The 22422-nt window shown below is 28.0% G+C and carries 31 protein-coding genes; all 31 read right to left on the bottom strand.

All coding sequences use genetic code 11. The features are described 5' to 3' along the window. Positions 1 to 23: 23 nt before the first annotated feature. Complete coding sequence (locus tag BN1075_RS16230) at positions 24 to 878, bottom strand: N4-gp56 family major capsid protein (protein ID WP_040194286.1); 855 nt, start codon at positions 876 to 878, stop codon at positions 24 to 26. Positions 879 to 1004: 126 nt separating this feature from the next. Beyond that, entirely contained in the window at positions 1005 to 1670 is a 666-nt protein-coding gene (locus BN1075_RS16225; protein ID WP_040194285.1) for a capsid assembly scaffolding protein Gp46 family protein, read from the bottom strand. 42 nt (positions 1671 to 1712) lie between these two features. Then, positions 1713 to 2597, bottom strand: a complete 885-nt coding sequence (locus tag BN1075_RS16220; RefSeq protein WP_042387402.1) for a minor capsid protein — start codon at positions 2595 to 2597, stop codon at positions 1713 to 1715. Further along, positions 2584 to 3864, bottom strand: a complete 1281-nt coding sequence (locus tag BN1075_RS16215) for a phage portal protein (protein ID WP_052406597.1) — start codon at positions 3862 to 3864, stop codon at positions 2584 to 2586. Before BN1075_RS16215 ends, BN1075_RS16220 begins: the two co-directional genes overlap by 14 nt. Positions 3865 to 3876: 12 nt before the next feature. Beyond that, positions 3877 to 5601: a hypothetical protein gene (locus tag BN1075_RS16210; RefSeq protein WP_040194284.1), complete on the bottom strand. Its 1725-nt coding sequence runs from the start codon at positions 5599 to 5601 to the stop codon at positions 3877 to 3879. Between the two features lie 145 nt (positions 5602 to 5746). Further along, entirely contained in the window at positions 5747 to 6319 is a 573-nt protein-coding gene (locus BN1075_RS16205; protein ID WP_040194283.1) for a tyrosine-type recombinase/integrase, read from the bottom strand. 123 nt (positions 6320 to 6442) lie between these two features. Further along, positions 6443 to 6913, bottom strand: coding sequence for a phBC6A51 family helix-turn-helix protein (locus BN1075_RS16200; RefSeq protein WP_042387400.1), 471 nt, complete (start codon positions 6911 to 6913; stop codon positions 6443 to 6445). A 260-nt stretch (positions 6914 to 7173) separates the two neighbouring features. Then, on the bottom strand, positions 7174 to 7347 hold the full coding sequence (locus BN1075_RS21250; RefSeq protein WP_081911635.1) for a zinc-ribbon domain containing protein: 174 nt from the start codon (positions 7345 to 7347) through the stop codon (positions 7174 to 7176). A gap of 29 nt (positions 7348 to 7376) precedes the next feature. Then, on the bottom strand, positions 7377 to 7778 hold the full coding sequence (locus tag BN1075_RS16195) for a beta-sandwich lipoprotein (RefSeq protein WP_040194281.1): 402 nt from the start codon (positions 7776 to 7778) through the stop codon (positions 7377 to 7379). A gap of 4 nt (positions 7779 to 7782) precedes the next feature. Then, on the bottom strand, positions 7783 to 7953 hold the full coding sequence (locus tag BN1075_RS21715) for a hypothetical protein (RefSeq protein ID WP_156132820.1): 171 nt from the start codon (positions 7951 to 7953) through the stop codon (positions 7783 to 7785). After that, positions 7954 to 8355 carry a hypothetical protein gene (locus BN1075_RS16190; RefSeq protein ID WP_040194280.1) on the bottom strand — a complete coding sequence of 134 codons (402 nt, stop codon included), beginning with the start codon at positions 8353 to 8355 and terminating at the stop codon, positions 7954 to 7956. Next, the gene (locus BN1075_RS16185) at positions 8339 to 8554 is read right to left on the bottom strand and encodes a hypothetical protein (protein ID WP_040194279.1); all 216 of its coding nucleotides are present in this window, start codon (positions 8552 to 8554) and stop codon (positions 8339 to 8341) included. Before BN1075_RS16185 ends, BN1075_RS16190 begins: the two co-directional genes overlap by 17 nt. A 1-nt stretch (position 8555) precedes the next feature. After that, the gene (locus BN1075_RS21710) at positions 8556 to 8717 is read right to left on the bottom strand and encodes a hypothetical protein (RefSeq protein WP_156132818.1); all 162 of its coding nucleotides are present in this window, start codon (positions 8715 to 8717) and stop codon (positions 8556 to 8558) included. Positions 8718 to 8751: 34 nt separating this feature from the next. Continuing rightward, positions 8752 to 9015 (bottom strand): hypothetical protein, encoded by a 264-nt coding sequence (locus BN1075_RS16180; protein ID WP_040194278.1) that lies wholly within the window; start codon positions 9013 to 9015, stop codon positions 8752 to 8754. A gap of 104 nt (positions 9016 to 9119) precedes the next feature. Further along, entirely contained in the window at positions 9120 to 9614 is a 495-nt protein-coding gene (locus BN1075_RS16175; RefSeq protein ID WP_040194277.1) for a GIY-YIG nuclease family protein, read from the bottom strand. A 185-nt stretch (positions 9615 to 9799) separates the two neighbouring features. After that, the gene (locus tag BN1075_RS21705; RefSeq protein ID WP_156132816.1) at positions 9800 to 9946 is read right to left on the bottom strand and encodes a hypothetical protein; all 147 of its coding nucleotides are present in this window, start codon (positions 9944 to 9946) and stop codon (positions 9800 to 9802) included. A gap of 35 nt (positions 9947 to 9981) precedes the next feature. Next, the gene (locus BN1075_RS16170; protein ID WP_040194276.1) at positions 9982 to 10545 is read right to left on the bottom strand and encodes a hypothetical protein; all 564 of its coding nucleotides are present in this window, start codon (positions 10543 to 10545) and stop codon (positions 9982 to 9984) included. Positions 10546 to 10943: 398 nt separating this feature from the next. After that, positions 10944 to 11360: a hypothetical protein gene (locus BN1075_RS16165; RefSeq protein WP_040194274.1), complete on the bottom strand. Its 417-nt coding sequence runs from the start codon at positions 11358 to 11360 to the stop codon at positions 10944 to 10946. Between the two features lie 314 nt (positions 11361 to 11674). Further along, entirely contained in the window at positions 11675 to 14467 is a 2793-nt protein-coding gene (locus tag BN1075_RS16160) for a hypothetical protein (RefSeq protein ID WP_040194273.1), read from the bottom strand. 50 nt (positions 14468 to 14517) lie between these two features. After that, positions 14518 to 14688: a hypothetical protein gene (locus BN1075_RS21700; RefSeq protein WP_156132814.1), complete on the bottom strand. Its 171-nt coding sequence runs from the start codon at positions 14686 to 14688 to the stop codon at positions 14518 to 14520. Positions 14689 to 15452: 764 nt separating this feature from the next. After that, positions 15453 to 17330: a hypothetical protein gene (locus BN1075_RS16155; RefSeq protein ID WP_040194271.1), complete on the bottom strand. Its 1878-nt coding sequence runs from the start codon at positions 17328 to 17330 to the stop codon at positions 15453 to 15455. An 8-nt stretch (positions 17331 to 17338) separates the two neighbouring features. After that, positions 17339 to 17638, bottom strand: a complete 300-nt coding sequence (locus BN1075_RS16150; RefSeq protein WP_040194270.1) for a hypothetical protein — start codon at positions 17636 to 17638, stop codon at positions 17339 to 17341. Positions 17639 to 17707: 69 nt separating this feature from the next. Beyond that, positions 17708 to 17860, bottom strand: coding sequence for a hypothetical protein (locus BN1075_RS21695; RefSeq protein WP_156132812.1), 153 nt, complete (start codon positions 17858 to 17860; stop codon positions 17708 to 17710). Positions 17861 to 17867: 7 nt separating this feature from the next. Continuing rightward, complete coding sequence (locus tag BN1075_RS16145; RefSeq protein ID WP_040194268.1) at positions 17868 to 18059, bottom strand: hypothetical protein; 192 nt, start codon at positions 18057 to 18059, stop codon at positions 17868 to 17870. Between the two features lie 892 nt (positions 18060 to 18951). After that, complete coding sequence (locus BN1075_RS16140; protein ID WP_040194267.1) at positions 18952 to 19704, bottom strand: hypothetical protein; 753 nt, start codon at positions 19702 to 19704, stop codon at positions 18952 to 18954. A 588-nt stretch (positions 19705 to 20292) separates the two neighbouring features. Further along, positions 20293 to 20481 (bottom strand): hypothetical protein, encoded by a 189-nt coding sequence (locus BN1075_RS16135; RefSeq protein WP_040194266.1) that lies wholly within the window; start codon positions 20479 to 20481, stop codon positions 20293 to 20295. A gap of 89 nt (positions 20482 to 20570) precedes the next feature. After that, entirely contained in the window at positions 20571 to 20810 is a 240-nt protein-coding gene (locus BN1075_RS16130) for a hypothetical protein (protein WP_040194265.1), read from the bottom strand. Between the two features lie 58 nt (positions 20811 to 20868). Further along, positions 20869 to 21090 (bottom strand): hypothetical protein, encoded by a 222-nt coding sequence (locus BN1075_RS16125; RefSeq protein ID WP_040194264.1) that lies wholly within the window; start codon positions 21088 to 21090, stop codon positions 20869 to 20871. Between the two features lie 70 nt (positions 21091 to 21160). Then, on the bottom strand, positions 21161 to 21505 hold the full coding sequence (locus BN1075_RS16120) for a hypothetical protein (protein WP_040194263.1): 345 nt from the start codon (positions 21503 to 21505) through the stop codon (positions 21161 to 21163). Between the two features lie 208 nt (positions 21506 to 21713). Next, positions 21714 to 21989: a TIGR04104 family putative zinc finger protein gene (locus tag BN1075_RS22535; protein ID WP_040194261.1), complete on the bottom strand. Its 276-nt coding sequence runs from the start codon at positions 21987 to 21989 to the stop codon at positions 21714 to 21716. A 113-nt stretch (positions 21990 to 22102) separates the two neighbouring features. Further along, positions 22103 to 22372: a hypothetical protein gene (locus BN1075_RS16110; RefSeq protein ID WP_040194260.1), complete on the bottom strand. Its 270-nt coding sequence runs from the start codon at positions 22370 to 22372 to the stop codon at positions 22103 to 22105. Positions 22373 to 22422 lie beyond the last annotated feature (50 nt).

Here is a 22422-nt window from a genome sequence, read left to right as displayed (position 1 = left end):
ATCCCCTACATTTATTGTAATTTCTATTTCTTAAATTTAGCTAATATTACTTTAGAAGCATTAGAAACTACAGCAGTATAAATTTCGTCTACAGATAATGTAGTAGTTCTTGCTAATGTGTTTCTTTCAGATTCTAAATTTACATTTCTCTTTAAATAAATTGTTAATGCTGGAGTTTCATCTTCAACTTCTACATCAGGTTCTATTTTTATAATAGGACAAGTGTAAAATGCTGATGTTCCGTCAAGTACAACCTTCTTAGAAGGTACAATATGAGTATTGCATATCATACCAATTTCACCTGTCATAACAACTTGCCCTGGGTATTTATCAGCAGAAATAAAGTTAGCATCTTTTCTTAAATCTGTTACCTGTTTAGGGTTAACAAACATAACTTTTTCTCCATTTACTTCCTCTTCAAATAAGTCAATAGCATCAACAACACCATTGTATCCAATTTTAGTGGATGAACCGTCAAAAGTTTTAGTTGTCGCTCCTAGTAAAGCAGTCATACAATCAGCATCTATTTTAGAAGCAATAGATTTAGCTAATTGGGAAGTTGCTTCTCCCACTGGGTCACCATAGCCCGAAAGCATTGCTTCGTCTGTAAGTTCTACAGCCTTCATAGCTTTCTTAACAGTTGCAGTAGTAGAAGTAGCTGTTAATACAGTTGTACCACAAGCCACACCTTCAGCCACGTCTGCCGCATCACCTATGTACGCGTAAGAAGGAACGCTAATTGTGTTTCCTGCAACGCCTTCTAAAGTAGTATCTATTTTTGCAAAAGGAGTAACAACTATTTTGCTAGAGATTTTAGCGTCTATAATATTCGCCATCAACTGTGGATTAATTAAATTACTTATTTTTGTTTGTGCCATTTATAATTACCTCTTTCTTTTTTTAATATAGTAGCCATTTTTCTTTAACGTCTAATTCGAGCTTATAAAAAGACATAATAAAAACAACCTCTAAAGAGATATATCATTTCACTCTTATTGGTTGTTTTATGATTCCATTATTTGTTTATATTCATCTGGATGCTCATTTGCAAATTTATTAGCATACGCATAACCCTTATTTAATAATTCTTGTTTTGTCATAGTTTTAGGAGTTATATCATTTTTAGGTGGCTTATAACTTGCGTCATTTAACCTTTTATTAACTTCTAAATTAGTTGTACTAGAAATAATTTCAGTAAATAAATCAATATTTGTAATTATATCATCCTCATTTTCTGATAAAATATATTTCATTAATCTAGTATCTAATCCCTTCTCATTAAGAGTATCTTTATATTTAGACTCTAATTCTTTCATCTTAATTTGTTTTTCTAACGCCTGATATTTAGACTCCATTTCTTTTAAAGCTATTTGCTCTGGTGTTAACCCTTCATTGAATTTAGCTTTAACAGCTTCATCAATTAATTTTTGAAGGTTGTTAGTTTTAAAGCTATCAATTCCTTTTGTTACTGCTCTATCTTTTTCACTTGTCCAATATCCCTTTATAGTGGGATTCTCTTGCAAGAGTTTTGTAAAGTCCTCTAATGCTAATTTAGTTACATCAAAGTCCTTAGCTAAAGACTTTATTTCTTCATTCTTTTTTAATGTTTCTATTACATCTTGGTCGTCACCAATACCTTCTATTAATTTTAATAGTTCACTTTTAATCATTTTAAACTCCTTCCTCCTTAATAGTATTCTACCTATTAAGTTTTATATATTATTTTCTTCTTTCCATTTACCATAAGTTGTCCAATTTACACTGTGCTTATTTTCGTTATCTCTTCTAGTTTTAGGTCTATAGCCTTTATGTGGCAATGCTATATAGGTGCATCTACACATAGGATGTTTAGGTAATTCAACGGGCTTTTTATCAATATCAAATACTAATCCATCGTATTGACCACAATCATTACATGTTTTCATATCTAAGGTTGCAGAATATAAAACCCATTTAATGTCATTTTCCCATTGCCATGCATCATTTAAGCCTTCCATAACTCTAGCAATCTCGGTCTGTGCTAATCTCTTCGTATTATAAGCATTAGCGTTAAATATATTTTTAATTAACTTCTCAATCTTATTTAAATTAGTTTCACCATTTACAAACTTTTTAACTTCGTTTCTTAGCAGTTTAGCCACTTTGTTCTTATTATCCCAAATTCGGTCACTATAATTTTTGCCCTTAATAGTTTTCTTTATAATCCTATTAAGTACTTTATCATCAACCTTTTTTATGGTGAAAATAAGTCCTAAAGATAATATATAAGAATTAGTATAATATTTATCTAATCCACTCTTCTTTAAAATCTCAGTTATTTTATCAGTTTCAGACTTAATCTCTTCTTTCATAGCCTCATTAATAACTTTATTTAACTTATTACTTATCTTTACTTTTTCAGTACTACTAAGATTTAATACATTATCTGTAGTGTTATAGTGCATCATAATTTTTGATAACTCTACTAATAATATATCTCTATCATTCTTTTGCAATAATAATATTTTATTAATATCCTTTTCAGCTAAATTATAAAGCTCCTCTGCAAATTGTTCTGTTAGCTGCCTATATAATTCTTGATCTTTACTCAGTTTCATTTACATCAACTTCCTTTAAGTTATCTAAATCACCCATAAAATCCATTAAAATTCTCTGTTCCTGCATCATATCATCAAATTCTTTGTCTGCGTTAGTAACAAAACTTAACTGCCTTAGTCCTGTTTTTATAGACATCTTATTGCTTAACTTAGATATAATATCAGCCATTTCAGTATCGTTTGAAGGTACATTCATCGTATATTTAATTGATATATCATTATAATTATAATTGGCATTTTCTGATATATTAAGATATGTAAATATACATTTAATCCTCTTTTTCAATACACTTGTTAAGCATTTTTGATTAGTAGTTATTTTATTTCTAAGTGCAATAAGTCTATTTTCCAAAGCTGTGCCTGATAAATTTGAAACCATGCCTATATTATGATTTATATGTTGAGATATTTGATACATTTTATCTTCTAATTCTGAGATATGCCCTTGTATAAAATTAGGATCAATATTTTTGATTATGTATTCTGCCTTTGAGTTTGCAATAGGCAATTGAATAATACCCATTTCCTTCATTTTTGTGGCATCTTCATCGTCAATACTTGCACCGTATAAGCCTAAATAAGCCAATCTAGTGTCTTGTATCTCATTGCAATAAGTAGATTGATTTATTTCATAGCTATCCTGTAATTCCTTAATTTCTGAATACAAAGTATCATTAATACCATTCATTAATTCAGCTTTAGAGACTGGGCAACATTTAAAATAATGTGGTATTGTCTCCAATACATTAAAATTTTCATCACACTTATAAATATAACTATCATCAAAAATATCTATATATACATTGTCATCAAGTTCCTTCATGTATATATATAAGAATAGTTCTACCTCGTCTTCTACATTGCAATAAGCTATACTATTTAATGGATTTACTACTCTTATCTTAAGCTGTCCTTCATCCAAATAATACATTTCATATGCATGTCCATAGGTTAACATAGCCTGACATAACTCACTATCTAAACTTCCCTTTTGTTGATTTATTATATTTTCAATGTTTTTGATACTTTCAATATTTCCTTCAGCTGAAATATATGTGATAGGATTACCAACCATAAAACTTACTTCTTCAATCGTAAACTTCTTAATAAAGTTGTATGTTTCAAAATTGTTACTTCTATCGGTTTGAGGATAATTCTTCTTAGCATCTGTATTACCTTTAAAATACTCTGCTATATGCTTGTATTTTCCTAAGTCTAATTTATATTTTTCATATAACTTTACAGCTATTTCTTTATTATATTCCACTTTATCCCTCCTTTATAATCCTAATAATCTTCTATCTAATAGAGTTATTTTATTATTAGATTTAATGTCATCAAGTCTTCTCACGCATTCAGCAGTTATATCAATACTATCATCATGCAATGTATACTTTTGACCTTGAAAATCTAATATCAAATCAGTAAATTCTTTATTATTATCAACAAATATAATTTGTCCATTATTAACATTATCAATAATAGTAGATATCTTTTCATCTTTGTTAGAACGTTGCATTTCATTTATAAATTCTAAGTTTCGTCTATGTAAAATATCATTAGTACTAATTAATTCTTTAATTTTAATAATATCGGCACCTTGATATGTATTCTTCTCTATATAAACATGCGTTATATCAGGATAAGCTAATAATACTTCAACTACCTTTTCACAGTATTTATTGAACTCTAATTTATCTAACACCAATTCCCTCATATATTTAAAGTTATTAACTCCTGTACTACCAACAACCATTGCAGTATAATCTGACTTCTTATTGGTCGTTGATGCTGGGTCTATACATAACATAGTCTTTATAAATTCATGTTGCTCAATCTCTTCTTTTGTTTGAGTTAATACAGATTTAAACCACTTTTCACCTATCGAGGTAGCATCATTCATTTTCTCACTCATGAATGTTTGTCTGTTTTCCCAATACTTAACAGCTAAATCGTTAAAGCAATCCCAACTATCCTCCCACAACACAGGAAATTTCATATTCTCTATATTGTCTAGGTAAAATTGATAGGCTTCATCTTTACTATTCTCAGCCTTATCATTAAAATATAACTTCTTACACTTTAACCATAATTCACTTTCAAATATATCATCTACACTTTGTTCTGGCTTCAAGATAATAGCTCTCTTTAACATCGTATAGTATGATTTATTTCTACATAACCTTGAAATTAAACAATCTATATGCAGTATTGTTCCAATAGAAATTATCTTAGTAGATTTGTTTATTTTCTTACCATTTCTATATGTTGCAGTATTACCAACCTCTTCAACCTGTTTGCACCATAGGTCATATTTCTTTTGTCGTGCATCGTCGGTTAATATGTCTGTATCAGATTGAGCATCATCTCCAATTACTAATGTAGGTCTATTGTTTTTGTATTTTCTACCACGAATTGAAGTACCTGAACCAACCGATTGAAGGTCACAACCATTAGTAAACTCTATTTCATTTCCATTTACAGTGAATTTTTTATTATTAATTAATTTACCAAAACTATTTATTATTTTTTTATTCTCTTTAAATACTTTTTTAATATCATCAAGAAATTTTATAGCTCCTAAATTGTCCTTACTAATAAGAATTGTAAATATTGATTCTTTATAGCATACAGACCAAACTATTACCGCCATATCAAATATTGTAGTTTTAGCAAATCCTCTTGGACATACTATGTTTACTTTATCCATTTCATCTTTTACAAAAGTCCTGTTTGCTAGTTCCCATAATTCATAATGGTCTGGACTTAGTTTTTTAGCTAAATTTCCGTCAGCAGGAACAAATATATCCATTAAAAAATATTCACAAAAGAAGCCTATATCTGATTTAGCTAATGACTTGGCTAAGTTATCAAGATTTTTAGAATGTTTTTTTATTAGTTTAATAGCTGTATCTTGATTGTAATGTTTTGTTAGGTATTTACTTAATAGATATACCTCAAATTTATATTCTGTTTCAAATTGTTTGTTATCGTAGTAAATCATTTTTAGCACCTCCTTATATTCATTTCTGGAAAATATTGCACAATTTTGTGTAACTTGTCGCCATGAATCCATATACCTGAAAAATAGAATATACCCCCAAATAAAAAAAGACTTAGAAATCAATCTAAATCTTTTAATCTTATATTTATTTACTTCTAAATGTCTTTAAAGCATCTTCAAACTCATCGTCAACAATATGAGTATATATCATAGTTGTACTGAGATCCGAATGACCTAAAGCCTTTTGAACTAGCCTTATATTCTTAGTTGCTCTCAATAAATCTGTAGCATAAGTATGCCTTAATGTATGCGTTGTAACATGTTTATCTATTCCAGCCTTATCACTGTACTTAGTAATCATATCTCTTATAGCCTTGACATCTATCTGTTTTTTAGTATTTGTAGTAAATACATACTCGCATTCACCTAATTTATTATACTGCTGATCTCTCCACGCCCTCATTACTTCTAATACATCTTCACCTAACCATAATATCCTATCCTTACTTCCTTTACCTTGGACTACTTTTAACTGTCCAGTAGATAGATTTATATGTTTCCATTTTAAATCTACTAATTCTTGTAGTCGTAACCCACTATTTAAATCTAATATTATAATAGTTTTATTTCTGATACTGTTAAAATAGCGTGTATTAAATACATTAATTAGTGCATTTTGCTCCTCGATTGTTAGAAACTCTGGTATTTTTCTACTCATAGTGAATTACCACCTTTCTATACTTTTTACCCTAAAATACATATTATAGGGTATTATTCACTTATATTTTAAGTTTATCACATCTAAAATGCAATTTCAAGTATAAAAGGGTATTATTCACAATTAAGCACCTTGTTTTTTAGGTCTTTGTATTACGATATTATCCTCTTGAATTTCTTCGATAATATCATCTTTTAATTCTTCCAACAATGAATCGATATCCTGTATTTTGTCATCTTCATTTTCTGTTTTGTTAGTTTGCTCTACCTTAGTTGTAGTATTCCCTAAGTTTCTATCTATCAAATACTTAGTTGCTTCAAATCTCTTTGGGTTATCTTTATCATTCATGATTTCTATTATATTATTAATAGCATTATCTAAATGAACTGCTAATTTCTTCTTAGCCTCTCCCATTCTTGTATCATTGAAAACCTCTGTACGCCTTTGCAGTTCTGCCTTAAATTCCACATTCTTATTCAACCAATTATATATACTCTTTGGAGCAACACCAACACTCTTTGCAATGGCTTCTTTACTCATGTTTCCAAGCACTAACAAATCAATAACTTCACTCTGTTTATCATTTAAACCCATAATTTTCACCTCCAATTATATTTACATTTTTACACACTACATATAGTGCATTTTTCATTAATTACAGTTTCGAACCACAACATATAGTGTATATAAATAACATAATAGAACCTATTATTTCTAATAAGCTCTATATATCATTTATTTCTTATATAATTTTCTCTCTAGTCTGTCTATCTTTTCTCTATTATAATAATGATCTGCCATGAATCCTATACCTATAATTCCTATCATCGTAATTAATAACATTTCAACCATAATTACTCACCTTGTTTTTGTTTTCTTGCTTTTTTTCTACAATAGAAACATCTCTTTGGTTCATCAAAATTCATTTCCTTATAAAAACCTTGTTCTCCTTCAGTAAATATAAATGTTCTGCCACAGTTCTTACATTTAATTTCTTTTCCTATTAATTGTTTTTTATTATTTTCCATAATTATATCTCTCCTTTTTTTATTTACGGTTAATCTATAGTTTCAACTTCAATTGGGAACCACATTTTAGGATTAAAATTCAAGGTATATTTGTATTTAGATACATCATTTGCACCTAAGTTTAAGTCCTCTACTACATAAGTAACATTATCACTTAACCCTATAAAATGTTTAACGTATGTTCCGTTATCTTCTACAATTACTTCTAATTGGTTGTCCGAAACATCAGCCTTTATAGACATTTTACCTGACATCTGGAAAAGAACATCACCTTGTAGACAATTAATAACTGTTATTTCCCTAACAACATTAAAATTATCTGCTTCTTTGGATAAATTCTGTGATACTTTATCTGCTTCATTGCAACCTACAAATACACTCATTGATAAACATACTAACATTACACATAATATTCTTTTAACTTTTTTCATCCTTTTATATCTCCTTTATTAATTTCTTTTCTGATATTTCTATAGGTAACTCTTTACTAAGTCCTGATATATAGTAGCAATACTCCATATGTTTCATGAAATCTTTACTATCATCCCAACACTCAAACTCAAACGGAGTATCACCTATTTTTAGCACTATTTTATATCTATTCATCTACTTACTCCCAACGGTTATCGAATAACCTAAAATATCTTTACCATTCATTATCTTCTCCGCTCTAACAAACTTACCATATTTATCTTTTAAACTATTAATTTGTGCTTCTGCCATAGTTAAATCTTCTGAACCATTGCAGGGAATCATCCAATTTTTATAATAATTCTTATTTTCAATATCCATAAGAACTTCTTTATCCTTAGTATCATTAATTCTATAATTATCAATATTTATATGTACACTTGCACGATATATTTTATTTAGTCCATCGCAATACTCTATAACATTATAATCTTTGAATCTCTTCTTAAATTTCTCTACTTCTTTATAGATATATCTTAATTCTGCATCATACTCATACCTGAACTCTATCTTGTAAGACTTAAAGCAATTCATCATTTCCTACCAACTCCTTGCTTGCAGCCTTATAATCTATTCTTCCGTAACCCGTATAATCAGGTCGCCAAGATTTCATATTGTCTTCGCCTAAAATAGTTTTAACTTTTTCTATATCATCAATATATCGTCTATTATTATCGCTATTGTCAAGATTATAGTAATAGTAGTGAGTAACTTCTTTTTTAATTTCTATAGCCATCTTACTCCACCTTTTTAACCTTATTATATTTGTGAAATATCCAGTCACAGGCTTTAAATCCTGCTCCAACAATAGCAAAGCTACAAACGAACCAAATCACAAGTGCTACTGTACAAATTAAATTTTCTAAAATTACTAATAATAAATCTAACATCTTCTTCACTCTTCCCTTCTTTAATTCTTCAATTCTTCTATTCTTATTTTCTATTCATAGCCATAATATTTCTAACATATTTTTGACTTTTTAAATATCTGTTGTAGTCTATAGTTACACCTCTCATATCATGAAATGCATTAAGCCATGTCATCATAACATCGTCATATTTCGAATCTTTAGTATTAACATAGAATATAGTTCTACCTTCCTCAGCTACTGGTTCAACTTCTAACTCTGAATATATAAAGAAAATAACTTGCTCTAATCCTCTTATTTCTTCCCATCCATAATCATCTTTCAACATTTTATCACCACCTTTTAAATTATTTTTATTTTTCTGTTGACTTTACTTTTCATTTTGGTATAATAAAATTAGATAAATATGTTTGGAATTCTAAATATAAAAAATTATAATAAATTAAGGTATATATTCTTATACCTGCTTATATCATATTCTTCCCATAAATCTTCAATGTCTGATACATCTCCCAAACTTTCTATATACTCATCAAAATAATCAGTTTTCACCTGGTTGGTATTCAATAAAGGTGTTTCTTGTTTAAGTAACACACATTCTAGTGCAAATGCCTTTTCACGACTATCTACCATGATATATTCAACTTTATCAGCCTTTAAGACATGGAACCATTTCCATATACCCCAGCCTTTAAACACCTTCTCAGACATATAATTGCTTATCCTCTTCCTCAAATTGCTTGTTGATCCTATTCTAATGACATCACCATCTGTATTTAAAATTCTGTAAACACAATTAAAACTATCCTTACTATTATATTCCTTCCATTTCCCTTTGTTCTCAACATAATAATTACGCTGATATTCTTTGTAAGTCTTCCTATTCTCTTCTCTCCATTTTCTCATGTACTCTTTACTGTTCTTCATAATTCCTATTCAGCTACCGTTAATTCTAGCTAAATAAATACACATCCTTTCTATTTTAAATTAATTAAATTAACTCACATTCATCTCTCCCATGAATAAAAAGGGTGTATTAACTTTTAATATAATTAAAGAGGTCAGCCATTTAGCTAACCCCTTCTATGTACATTTTCGATTTGAATGACGAATTATATCTTTTCTGAACACTCTTCTAAGTTTAAATTATCATTATCCCAAGAGCATTTTCCAAGTTTACTACAAGCACTTCTATCTTCACATTCTAAGCAACACTTACTTTCTCCATTAGGACAAAAACCTCTTAAACACTTTCTCATAATTTACCTCCTATTTAATTCGCAATATCTACACTTTATCTAATAAATGCTATAACTTTTTTACTGTCTTCCTCATATACATCACACTCATTTTCTAATAAGTCACATATAATCATTTCATCATTTCCTCTCAAAGTTACTATTACACATTCTTCGCACTCACTTATACTATAATCTTTAACATCCTCTAATGCTGCTATTTCATTATTATTTAGACATATTACACCATCCATAATATAAAATTCAGATTCATATTCTTTAATCATGTCTACCATTATTTTTTCTAATCTAGATGCTTTATGCACTACGCAATCTTTTTGTTTTAATTTATCTAACACTACTGATACATATGTGTCTAATCCTAAATTATACTTACAACTAAAAGACACTTTTGCATAGTCATATTTATTTAGAAATACATTTAGATAAACACTTTTATCACTTTTACAATAACTATACTCTACTTTAGTTTCTAATTTTTCTTCTAACACTTCTACAATCTCTTTAGCAACTTCTTTAACGTCTCTTTTTTCTTCGCCAAAAATTTCTCTAATCATCTCTTCTTTACTCATCAATTTCTTTCTCATTTCTCTTCTCATTCTTTACATCCTTCTTCCTTTATCTTCTTAATTAATATATCTTTAAAGGCACCTTAGCCTATAAATTCATTTAAATGGGATTTTTATTGAGATTCCCAACTCTTTGTAGTCCAGTATTTCTACCGAGGTAGTTACTACCTTCATCTAATGTGTGATCTACTCAGCTACTTCGCAATAATAAAAAGGAGGGGGAGATTCGAACTCCGTTAAGTAGCAAGACTTCCAACAACTTTATGCAAACGTATATTAAGATTTTAAACTTAATATAGGATTAGAGTTTACGAACCAGCTTTTGATGCTCATGTTCGAGTTTAAGTCTTAAATTAGACTCTATAAAATTAATAAATCATATTAACTCTAACAACCTAATTTAAGACATAATAAAAGGACTAGCAATGCTAATCCCTAACTATGTATTTATTGTATATAGATTTTAAATATACTCTAAATTCATCCATGGAATGAATTTGATTATTGCATAAATCATTGTAATTAATCAAGCAATCCTCACTTGAATCTTCTGAATAAGTCACAAAAATACTATCAATAACCTTCTTCTTCATATTCAACAATTTATTAAATTCTTCTTCATCTCCACTCAATTCCATGTACAATTTAACCCTTTCAACAAATTCATACATCTTATTCATATATTGCACATACTTATCGGTAGATTCATCGTAAAAAGCTCTAACTGAATTCCTCTTTTTAATCCTATCTTCAAAATAATCAGCTATAATATCCAACTCTCCTTTTGCTTTATCCAAATAGTATATAGCCTCAAATATATAATTCAAAACCTTTTCCTCTTTCATACAATTACCACCTTTCTATATTAGTAATTCAACACAAATATACAATTACCTTCCATTTAAAATCTTTTTCTTGACAAATCAAACAGCTTGATATATCATTAAAATTAGATAATTATAAATATTTTTAAAATAAAAGGAGAATGGGTTTTTCCATCCTCCCGTTTGATCTTACCATGGTAAGGCTGCATACTTATTTATCGCATTGCCAAATAGCGACCTGACCTACTTAATTCGCATCATGTTAGTAGTTACATATACTACCATAATATGTCGTTATGGTGATGCCTTTATTCGTTGATTTTTCAACATTTTGACTACCTCCATACATTTTTAACATCTTTCGTTAATTCATTTTTATAGTTATTTTCTTTGAAGCATTTTATAAATTCATCCTTATAAGCATTAAATAATAGTGTCATACATAAACTTGTAACCTCTTTAAACTCTTTAATTCTAACTGGTATAATATTGTTATCTTTATCAGTATAGGTTACTACCTCTCCATCTTTATCCAATAAATAAATTTCACTATCTTTATCTTCAGCAATATCAAAAGCTCTAGCTAATATAGTATATATTGTTTTAGAATTTAAATTTAATTCTTTTAGTTCTCTAACTGCTTTAGATTTATAATATTTACGTAGGTTATACTTTTCCTTTTGTTTTTCCTTAGTATCATCTTTATCATATATAACACTTTCACTATTTAATGAACTACTACATTCACTTATAATCTTTCTAGCATGATCCATTTTTTTATTATTTCGTCTTCCGCTAGGATCATTTAATAATTCTTCAACTTTAATGCTATCTGTTTTCATAGCTTTAATTTTAAAATTATCTAATATCTCCTCTAAGTAATCCATGCCACATTCCATTTTTACTGTAGTTCTATAACTATTATCACTTGCAATGTACTTAAAAAACTCAGGAACTACCATATATTTAACATCTTCATTTTTATCGTTTTTACCTTTTTTATATTGTAATATCTCTTCACCATCGACTTCCATACGATTTAATTCATTCATAAGTTTTATAAGTGATAACGGCTTACCCTCTTTATCCACAAAAGACTTTTTAGCCATATCTATAGCTATTTGGCTATAAGAGCTTAATGCACTACTAGCATCATAACAAGCCTGTATATACTCTTCACTTTTACCTGTATTAATTGCATCATACATATAAGCATTAAATATAGCACTTTTATTAACTATCTTACCAATGTTCATGGTTGATTGACCAAGGTAATTATCAAGTTTAGCAAGTTCTTTTTTATTATACCTTTTTATCATCTTACTACCGCTTATACCATTTACAGGAGTTGCATAAGCTTCATTTTCTCTTGCTTTCTCTACAAGCAAATTGTTATCTGTTAAGAATGTAGTATCTATATCCCAGTCACAGCCCTGCAATCTGTTCATTATGTCAACATCCCATGCATTAACAAAAACTACGAAATCATGTTTATGTACGTCATTTTCAACATATCCAAACCATTTATACTCATCATGATACCTATTAGTCATATGATAAACATTGCCCCCGTTTATCTGAGGATTTCGTATACTTAGCAATTCAACAGTATTTCCAAATCTAGGACAATAACACTCTGCTCCTGTTTCAACTACATCTTCTTTAGATATAATTTTATTACCCTCTCTAATAGTTGCCTTCAACATTGTATATGGATTAGCAATCATAATAGCATATAAACTATTTTTAATTCTTATCTTCCCTAATCTTAAGTTATATAAATAAGATTCTATCTGATGTTTTTTGTGAATTTTAAAAGCATCTGTAAATCTATAATCTGTATTTCTTTTCAATAAAGCTGTTATCATATCATCAGTACTTAACTCATCGCTTTTACCTATACTATTAATGTAGTAACTCATCTTATTTCTCTTAACTCTTTCATCTGCTTTATTTTTCTTATTCATTTTCCTTAACTCTACCGAGTCAACCTCGCTATTATTAATTAATAATTTTAAATAACGTATCTCATCCTTCATTAACTCATTCATTTCTTCTTTGTTTATGTTCATTGAATTTATCATTTGATAACTTAACCTATTAGAATATCCATAATTACCTTTATGATCCGTCTTAACTACTCCAAATATTTCTGGTATATTGTTTAACCAATTCAAATAACATTCTTTTTCACTATTAAACTTGGAATCAAATTTAAGATATTTACAACTTGATGGAGTAATTACTAATTTTATTTTACTTGCATCAATCCATCCTCTATACATATCCCAAACTTTAGTTATTCCATTTTCGCTATAATATTTTTGTAGTCTTGTTCTCAACGCATTACACTTTAAGAAGTCATTTCTCAACAAAGCACATGTAGAAGTTTTTAATAATTCATTTTCTATAAATATACTTTCATCGAGTAATCCTTGACCATCAGTTAAATTATTTATAACCTTGAAATAATCAGCATTACCTTGTCCTTCTAATGTTGTTATAGTTTGATATGCTTTAAATTCTTCACTTTCAACATCATCAATTATTAATATTTCGTCCTTATTTATGTCAATAGTTCCTATTATACTACTCATGATAAGACTTATATAAGCCTCAAGACTTGTTAAATCAATTGGTTCATCCTTTTCCAATTCTAATCCCAATAAACAAGGCTTAAATAACTCTTCATAACATTTCTTATCAACCATTATTACATTTGCTGTTCTAGCCTTACTTCCTCCACGTTTAAAAAATGTATATTCCACATTATTATAAGTAAAATCATTAATATATATATCTTTTCTTATATCCTTCTTATTTATCTTCTTTACTTTGCCATTTATTTCAACTTTATCACCTTTACTAAATTTTAAATTTAAGAATAAGTTTGTCCATATTCCATTTTCATCTGAATAAAATCTATCTTTATATTTATCAAATGCTCTTAGTGTTTCCAAGCTATATGGCATTGTAGCTGTAAATATTTTATTGAATCCTATTTCAACCACCTTACCAGTTTTAGTTTTATATTTAGCTTCATAAATATTTTTATCACCAGTTCTATTTATCCACTTTCCTTCTATGTTCGCTATTTTTACTCCATTTTTTAAATCTTTACTTTCCATTTTATTTCCACCTTTCGATTTTTGATATTTGATAATTTCGATAATTTAATCTATTTATGTATTAGTTCATTTAATCTATTATTTATTCCGTCTACTTCATCAAAGATAAACACCTTTAATTTTGGACAATTCCAATTTGGTTCTGTTTTTAATAACTTATAATTTTCATTTATAAGCTGCATTGCTATATCTTTCCTAAAGACTCTTACATATCTCTCCATCCTCTCACTCCTTTCTGCCTCCTTTTTAAAAGGGAACTTAATTAAAAACAGGTAGTTTTAAACGACATGTTTTTATTGGTTACACTTCCTCCCCAAATCGGGGGATTCTCTTACGTTATGTCCTTTAAGAACATTTCGTTGTACTCACTTTCCTTTTTCAAAATCGCCTATATTGGCGAATCTACGTTATGTCCTCCAAGAACATTGCTTATCTATCTTTCTCACTTTTGCATAATTCCCAGCATTGGGAACTTAACTGATATGTATAATACATTTAGCTACCGAATAATTTCGGTTACTAACTATCCTTCACTCTGAATATCAGTTAAGTTATCGTCAAAAATGTCTTTAACCTATTTTGCTTCCTTCATGGTGAAGATAACAAATAGTCTTCATTTCTATTCATTCTTGTGAACTAATTATTATAACTATTCATTTACACTCTAAAATTCAATAGAATCCATATTTTCTTACCAATTCAAGCCATTTGTAGGTTATTTATAATTATCTATTTATTGATTGAGTATATTTTTATTAATGGTTGGCTGACTTGGAACAAGGCTGACAAACATAACAAGCAATTCAGCTCTGCTGTAATTGTGCGTTAGTCTTTGTGGGGAAATCATAAACGTTCGGCACAAGGCACTCACTTATTATGATTATTGGTATCCCCACACCCCTCCATATATTCTTTTACAATTGATTGATTATTTTAGGGGGGTAATCCCTAATATATATATTAGAGAAACCCACACTAACTATTACTAAATTACATACTTCCCTCTCGATGATGTATGACATTCAAACCATTTTTTTATAAATTCATTAGACTTTCTACATTCATTTAATTGGTCTTTACTTAGTCCAGTACCATCATAAATATCCTTTGTTTTAATGGTTGTCCCTTTTTCAAGTCCATTTAAATATTTCATAATCTTTTGTGGATTAGTCATTTCTTTTCCGTCAGATGCCTTTCTACTCATAACCTTTGCATCCTCAAATTCTCTCGGTAAGAACATTTTAAAGTCTGCTCCAATATTATCAGCTATTCTTGTTACAACATCCTCATAGTAAGCACTTGTTATTATCCATATTGTACATGGTTCTGTGTTAGTGAAATGTCTACATTTAATTCTCATAACATTTTGTACCGTATCAACAATACATCTGCTTCTAAAGATAGATTTCATTTTCAAATCCACAAATTGACCTTTTTTACTCTCTAATAGAATTTCTATGTTATTTAATATCTCTTCATTGCTTAAGTTATTGAATATATCACTCATGCTGTAAAGTACTATATAATTAACTAAATAAGTAACATCCGAAAATCTATTAAATCCTATATGTACCATTTCACGGAGTGATTCATAACTGTTTTTCCCCTTTATATTTCCGTAATATTCTAGATTATCAGTATTTAGTTTCTTCTTGAACTTGTTATATATGATTCCATTCGCCCCTCTATTACAAGCAACCAACACATCTTTGAAACTCTTATTTATCCAATTACATATAACATTAGCATTAGAGTATTCTCCTGTATCTTTAAGTTTCTTTTGGCTTGTTGAAAATGGTATCATATTAACAGTTATATCTTTTTCTTCCTTCTTATCATCTATATCCATGTACTTTATTAAATCAATATCAATCATATAATCTATATCAAATTTAGCAGTGGCATCTAATATGTAATATTTACATTTATCTATGTCAAACTTGTTTATATTGTTATATGTAAGTATAAATTTTCTACTATTATCAGAATCAATACTATTGCTAGAGATAAATAAACACCCATTAGTATATATATCTTTTAGTCTTAGCACATTGTCATAGATATTACTCTTAACATATTTAGAAAGTGTTTCAAAGAATTTCTTATCTTCATCCTCGCTAAATAATAAACATTTCTTACTATTTTTTAACCACATGGTAGTATATTTTTCCGACATAGTATCTCTTATAATATCTAAATCATTATAAATAGCCTTCCATGTTTTAAGTAAGTATACTTTTTCGTCACACTTTCTAATTTCTTCAATAGCAACACTTATATCTGCTAAATATCTTTCATTTATTTCAATTGATTGGGTAATGTATGGTTTTTCATCCATTAAACATAATTCTCTTTTTCCTCCTTTCCATTTATATAAAATCTCTCTTTCTTCTGAAGACATTTTGAAATACTTTTGAGTAGTTAATAAAAGTATCGGATATTTAAACTGATCTATGACTTGTTGCCTGAAATCATTTCTGTTCTCAACCTCGACAATATCCTGATTATATTTCATTAAGTATGCAAAATTCTTTAACTTCTTATATTGATATGTTTTCTCAAGTCTTTCCAAACTGTCAGTTACAAATATTGCTCCAACTCCATCTATCGGTTCTGTAATTTCTCCAAATTCACCATTAACCAACCTATAGAGTATTGCATTAATAGCTGTCGATTTCCCTATTCCACATCTAGATGGGCATACATTTATTACTTCCTTTTCATCAAAATATATACTACTTACCAGCTTATTTATAAATTCCTTTTGCTTAATATGTACGGGATTCCATTTTTTCATTTCAGTTATGTACTCTTCTACAGTTTTATCGATCTTTATCTTCTTTCCTTCTTGACTTATGTTCATATAACCTCCTACTTCTTGAATTGAAAACGTAATTCCATATCATTCATAACGGTAATTGTACCTTTAATAAACCTAGCAACAAAATCAAAAGGCATGTTCTTACATTCACCTGCGCCATATTTATTTAATTTATAAACTATCGCATTACCATCTTCGTAATTTACACATACATCATATATCTTTCCTTTATATGTGGTAGTCAACATCGGAAAACCCATACCGTCAACCGTATCAAGCCATTTAATTGACTTGTCCTCATATTTTAATTTTGCTAATATCTTTCTTTGATCTGTTTCATTTACTTTCATAATCGAAACCTCCCTTTCTAAATTAAGCTGGACAGAGATTAAACTCCATCCAACTATCTATGTATTTAATTATCTTATGAAACTAGAGTAATACTTGTCCATTTCTTCCTCTAAGTCTTGCAGTTGCTTATCAAAACTCTTTGTTATTTCTCTTGTAAACAATTTAGTTATAATAAAATTTACTACTACCGAGATTAATAATGTTAATAATATTTTTCCCATAATTTAATTACATCCTTTCATTTAAATAATTCTCGAATAATCCTAATGTTTCTTTGCTTAGTTTAAAATTTAACTTGTCGTTAATAAATTTTGTAACTGTTTCCCTGCTTTTACCTATCTTATTAGCTATAAATTGTGCAGAAGTTCCATGAAGTCTTATTAATCGTTTTAGTCCTTCTCTTATTTGCTGCTCATTCATAAAATCACTTCCTTTCTTATTATTAAATCTGTAAAGTTAAAAAATATATAAAAAGGCTTTTAAACTTTCTATCCATAGGTCTCAGATGATACACTGCCTAACCCATTGAAACATCACCATTAAAAAAAACTCGGTGAAATTTTTAACCCTAATTTTCAATTTTAATATGTTTAATATGTGTTGTTTATTTTACACATATATACTCATTAATAGAGTTCTGGAGATAACCCCTCAACCCATTGATACTGCTATTTTTAAAGTGGATGATTAAATCAATACTTTATCTTTCTTTTATCCTCCCTATAGATAGTGTTAAAAGCACCATTAACAAACATTGTATTTTCAATGGGTTAGATATAATTTTGAAAACACGATAATGGCAATTTAACTTGAATTTTTTTATATCTCCTATATAATCTTAAGCACCCCTTCTAAAGCACCGATATATCAACATTTTAAAAGTTCATGGCTGCATTTTAGTATCATTTTTTATAGGTACACCTCTTAAAAATATATGCTTCCATATACTGAGAAGTTGAAATAATCTTCTATTCTAGTAATATCAATATTTAAGTAAGATTTATCACTTTCAAAATATGAATTTTTATAGCCTTCTATTGTAGTCATATCAACGTATTGAGAGATTTTCACGTTTTACCACACGATACTCATTTTTTTGCATACTAACTATTAGTTATACTGCTATAAAGCTTGTACAATACTCTATTTTACCCCTAGAAACGATTTTAATTGTATTGACGACAAAGTATATCACTCTAATTTAAGTTAATTTTTAATGCTAATATGGAGTAATTTTTAGGTTTAAGGGTATAAAAAACAAGTGGTATATGGCATCTCTGTACCAGATTAATAACCCTTTAAATTTATTTAATTATAGAAACTCATCAAGCTCCTTATAATTTTTATCAATTTCATATTTTATACCATTTCTAAAATAAGCCTTAACCCCTTCTTTATTCCAATCCCAAGGCAACATCTTTTCTTCATAATAATATGTATCTTCAAACTCCATAGATACTTCATTAAATAAATCAGTATAATACTTTTGCCATAACCCACATTCTATGCATATATAAGTTTCAATTTCAGGTACAAACCAATAGACATTATGTAGTTCGCCACTCGATTTATTAAAACATTCACCATCTTTTATTACAATCTTTGTTCCATCTGCAATTAAGAACTCTTCATTGAAATTACTTGTTAAAACATCGTATCCATCTATATTTAACTCATAGTTATTATCTAATTCTTCAACCACTTCCCACAATGGTAATCTATTAACATTCTCAACCTTACTTAATATGTCTTCTAATGCTATCCTTCCTTCTTCTTCATATCTCTTTCTATTCAGTTTATATTCCAACTCTCTTTCCTTAGCTAACTTTTCATTTTCATATATTTTTAATATAATTTTATCTCTTCTTTTTAAAGCTTCATCTTCACAAGAAAAGAATTCTGTTCCCCTTGGCAAGAATGCATAACTTACTCCACCTCTTTTATTAATAAATGAAACGTATTTCTTACCATTCTTATTTGTATACTCATATGTACACTTTTTAACAACATTATCATTGTTAATATAATATAACTCCATACCTTCTTTTAAATTGATTATCTTCATAACATTTCCTCCTCCTGGTGTTATTAAGTCCACCACTCTTTATAATTTTTTTGAATCTAATAGACTCAAGCTTGTACACCCCATTATATTAAGATGTACAAAATCAGCCTATTAAAAAATTAAGTATATATAATAAAAGATAACTATCAATAAGTGTTGACTTTGAAACAAAAACAGTGTAATATATGTTTATAGTCATTAAGTAGAAAAAATAAAAAATCTTGATATTCCACCTGTTAAGTGGCTATTAAAAATGAAATATTAAATAAAACGAACGTAATTTTTAAAAAGAAAATATTTTACGTGCGTGTTTTTGTGTTTCAATAGTCTATTTCAAGTTTATCATTTTTTATTCAGAAATGATACTTTTTTCATGACCAAAATTATTACATAATTCCCTATGCAGTCTAGTGGTATTTTTATTGTATCGCTAGTTTTTTTTTAATCTAATTAATTTTACAATAAAACTTGTATTTTGTATTTCCTATTATTTGTAAATAAAATACCGCATATTCTAATTGAATAGTACGGTATCTTGATTAAATTAGTATTTAATTTTAATTCTATGATATATTAACATTTAAACTCCTATTGTACTTTCTTTCTTTTTTCTAGTACTATAACAACAACTAAACATACAATAACTCCAGTAAATAATTCAGTTATAAATCCAGATTTAAAAGCATTTAAATTAAATCCAAACTTAAGTAGTCTACGACCAATTACAACTAAAACTGCAAAAGGAGTCCAAAAAGTAATCAACTCTTTAACTTTCATAAGTTCAACCACCACACATTCTTTCAAATCGTTTGTTTATTTCGTGCATTAATACGTTGTTATGTTAAATCCTAAAAGTATGTAATGACCTAAGATTGGTCATTTTCATTAAATTCATGATTTTTATCTTTAATTATTAGATAAATACCAATAAATATAACAGCTGCTATGATTATAAAAGATAATAAAAAATTTTCTTTTATGATTATAAATGACGGAACACCCCTATAATTCACCATAAATCTAAGTAGTTCAGCCATCCCCATTAAAATGCTAAATCCAATCACACCTATAACAGCTATAATTATTCCTAAATATTTTTTCCTCATAGAATTGCTCCTTTTCATACACAATTTAATACAAATATGCAACAATTTAAGATTACATCTAATTCATAGATTTATTTAATGTCTTTATAGAGTCATATATAACCAGTAATCCAATAATATGTGAAACTACTCTCATAGTAAACTCACTTACAATAAGTCCTCCCATTGCATTGGTATTACTATATGAAAAACCTGTAACTATTGTTGGAACTAACATTATTACAACTCCAATTATGCATCCTATGACAGTTAATACTATTTTTTTACCGTTTAAATTCATCTTAATATATCCCTCCTATATTTTTTCTTAATAACATTTAACCACATTTCTAATGAACAATTTAATACGATCATGCTCTAATAAAATATAAAATAAGACTTAAACTCATGAAAGAATAAATAACTATACCCAAATTAATAATTACAGATATTACCATTAAAACAACATCTGTTTTAGGTATATCTACGTTATTAGACTTCATTTTCCTAATCTTAATAAAAGAAATTCCCCCACTTGTTAATCCCAATATGCTAACTACTAGAATAGTAGTTATTACTATCAATAAAACATATTCCTTATTAGATAAATCATTAATAAATAACTCAGACAAAATAACTCCCTGATACATAATTATACTAATAATGATTGTTCCTATAGCAATTAATTTAAGTTTTTTATACGAACTATTATTCATCATAATCCCCCTCTAATGAATAATTTAATACAATTATGAGTTAATTATAGCATATTTTTCAAATACCGTACTATTCAATTTTCAAAGAACAAATTCTCTATTTAATTCTCAATATCTACAAATTGCGAAATAAAAAATACCGTATTATTCAGTTTTGAATAGTACAGTATTCCATATGATTTAATATTTAATTTTTCTTCATAATAATCTAAGATTGTTCTTCAATAAATTTAACAAATAAAGAACTTATTAATACAACCACTATGCAGTACCCTAAATACATTATAATTACATAGTAGCTAAAAATATTTATTAAATAAATTTGAAAAAATACTGGCAACGCAAAAAGTATAGAAATTGTTAATCTATATAAGGCAGGAACTTTATACTTTTTTTTGCAGTTTTTACAGATTAACTTATAGCACATAATGGCTTTTAAAATATCCTTATATGAAAATTTCTGTTTACATTTAGCACATGTCATAATATTTCTCCTTTTTAAACTTAATAAAAAATATAATACTATTATGAAATAATTATAACATATATTGTAAACACTGTACTATTCAATTTTCAAAGAACCTATTATCCATTTGATTATAGAACTTGTAATATGTATTCCCCTAAGTCTAAGCTCTCTCCAAAACCCCCTAACTCCTTAAGAGAATTTATCTTCATCTCTTTTCCAGCAATCCTTAGCATATTTCCTTTCCAGCTATAACTCTCAATATCATCTATAAAGGTTACATCATCTTCGTCACCCTTATTAACTAGAATTATATTGCTGCCTTGCTCAAATTCGTCTACCATGAAGCAACTTACTATTTCCTTAATCTCACTTAATTTTTTAAATACATTTTTACTCATTTTTTATATCCCCCTTATTAAATCTATTTATTTAATATTCTTATCTTTAA

It is taken from the genome of Clostridium culturomicium, assembly GCF_000821305.1.
Taxonomy (GTDB): Bacteria; Bacillota; Clostridia; order Clostridiales; family Clostridiaceae; genus Clostridium_J; species Clostridium_J culturomicium.
This window is presented reverse-complemented; position numbering and strand designations above follow the sequence as displayed.

Excerpts from the sequence above, each read along its gene's own strand:
- BN1075_RS16185 (WP_040194279.1), bottom strand. The coding sequence starts at position 8,554 with ATGGCTATAGAAATTAAAAAAGAAGTTACTCACTACTATTACTATAAT.
- BN1075_RS16225 (WP_040194285.1), bottom strand. The coding sequence starts at position 1,670 with ATGATTAAAAGTGAACTATTAAAATTAATAGAAGGTATTGGTGACGAC.
- BN1075_RS16195 (WP_040194281.1), bottom strand. The coding sequence starts at position 7,778 with ATGAAAAAAGTTAAAAGAATATTATGTGTAATGTTAGTATGTTTATCA.
- BN1075_RS16145 (WP_040194268.1), bottom strand. The coding sequence starts at position 18,059 with ATGAATGAGCAGCAAATAAGAGAAGGACTAAAACGATTAATAAGACTT.
- BN1075_RS16200 (WP_042387400.1), bottom strand. The coding sequence starts at position 6,913 with ATGGGTTTAAATGATAAACAGAGTGAAGTTATTGATTTGTTAGTGCTT.
- BN1075_RS16130 (WP_040194265.1), bottom strand. The coding sequence starts at position 20,810 with ATGAGGAAAAAATATTTAGGAATAATTATAGCTGTTATAGGTGTGATT.
- BN1075_RS16170 (WP_040194276.1), bottom strand. The coding sequence starts at position 10,545 with ATGAGAAGAGAAATGAGAAAGAAATTGATGAGTAAAGAAGAGATGATT.
- BN1075_RS21250 (WP_081911635.1), bottom strand. The coding sequence starts at position 7,347 with ATGGAAAATAATAAAAAACAATTAATAGGAAAAGAAATTAAATGTAAG.
- BN1075_RS16165 (WP_040194274.1), bottom strand. The coding sequence starts at position 11,360 with ATGAAAGAGGAAAAGGTTTTGAATTATATATTTGAGGCTATATACTAT.
- BN1075_RS16190 (WP_040194280.1), bottom strand. The coding sequence starts at position 8,355 with ATGATGAATTGCTTTAAGTCTTACAAGATAGAGTTCAGGTATGAGTAT.
- BN1075_RS21700 (WP_156132814.1), bottom strand. The coding sequence starts at position 14,688 with ATGGAGAGATATGTAAGAGTCTTTAGGAAAGATATAGCAATGCAGCTT.
- BN1075_RS16140 (WP_040194267.1), bottom strand. The coding sequence starts at position 19,704 with ATGAAGATAATCAATTTAAAAGAAGGTATGGAGTTATATTATATTAAC.
- BN1075_RS16175 (WP_040194277.1), bottom strand. The coding sequence starts at position 9,614 with ATGAAGAACAGTAAAGAGTACATGAGAAAATGGAGAGAAGAGAATAGG.
- BN1075_RS21715 (WP_156132820.1), bottom strand. The coding sequence starts at position 7,953 with ATGAATAGATATAAAATAGTGCTAAAAATAGGTGATACTCCGTTTGAG.
- BN1075_RS16120 (WP_040194263.1), bottom strand. The coding sequence starts at position 21,505 with ATGAATAATAGTTCGTATAAAAAACTTAAATTAATTGCTATAGGAACA.
- BN1075_RS16220 (WP_042387402.1), bottom strand. The coding sequence starts at position 2,597 with ATGAAACTGAGTAAAGATCAAGAATTATATAGGCAGCTAACAGAACAA.
- BN1075_RS21695 (WP_156132812.1), bottom strand. The coding sequence starts at position 17,860 with ATGGGAAAAATATTATTAACATTATTAATCTCGGTAGTAGTAAATTTT.
- BN1075_RS16135 (WP_040194266.1), bottom strand. The coding sequence starts at position 20,481 with ATGAAAGTTAAAGAGTTGATTACTTTTTGGACTCCTTTTGCAGTTTTA.
- BN1075_RS16160 (WP_040194273.1), bottom strand. The coding sequence starts at position 14,467 with ATGGAAAGTAAAGATTTAAAAAATGGAGTAAAAATAGCGAACATAGAA.
- BN1075_RS16125 (WP_040194264.1), bottom strand. The coding sequence starts at position 21,090 with ATGAATTTAAACGGTAAAAAAATAGTATTAACTGTCATAGGATGCATA.
- BN1075_RS21705 (WP_156132816.1), bottom strand. The coding sequence starts at position 9,946 with ATGAGAAAGTGTTTAAGAGGTTTTTGTCCTAATGGAGAAAGTAAGTGT.
- BN1075_RS16110 (WP_040194260.1), bottom strand. The coding sequence starts at position 22,372 with ATGAGTAAAAATGTATTTAAAAAATTAAGTGAGATTAAGGAAATAGTA.
- BN1075_RS16210 (WP_040194284.1), bottom strand. The coding sequence starts at position 5,601 with ATGATTTACTACGATAACAAACAATTTGAAACAGAATATAAATTTGAG.
- BN1075_RS22535 (WP_040194261.1), bottom strand. The coding sequence starts at position 21,989 with ATGACATGTGCTAAATGTAAACAGAAATTTTCATATAAGGATATTTTA.
- BN1075_RS16150 (WP_040194270.1), bottom strand. The coding sequence starts at position 17,638 with ATGAAAGTAAATGAAACAGATCAAAGAAAGATATTAGCAAAATTAAAA.
- BN1075_RS16180 (WP_040194278.1), bottom strand. The coding sequence starts at position 9,015 with ATGTTGAAAGATGATTATGGATGGGAAGAAATAAGAGGATTAGAGCAA.
- BN1075_RS16230 (WP_040194286.1), bottom strand. The coding sequence starts at position 878 with ATGGCACAAACAAAAATAAGTAATTTAATTAATCCACAGTTGATGGCG.
- BN1075_RS16205 (WP_040194283.1), bottom strand. The coding sequence starts at position 6,319 with ATGAGTAGAAAAATACCAGAGTTTCTAACAATCGAGGAGCAAAATGCA.
- BN1075_RS16155 (WP_040194271.1), bottom strand. The coding sequence starts at position 17,330 with ATGAACATAAGTCAAGAAGGAAAGAAGATAAAGATCGATAAAACTGTA.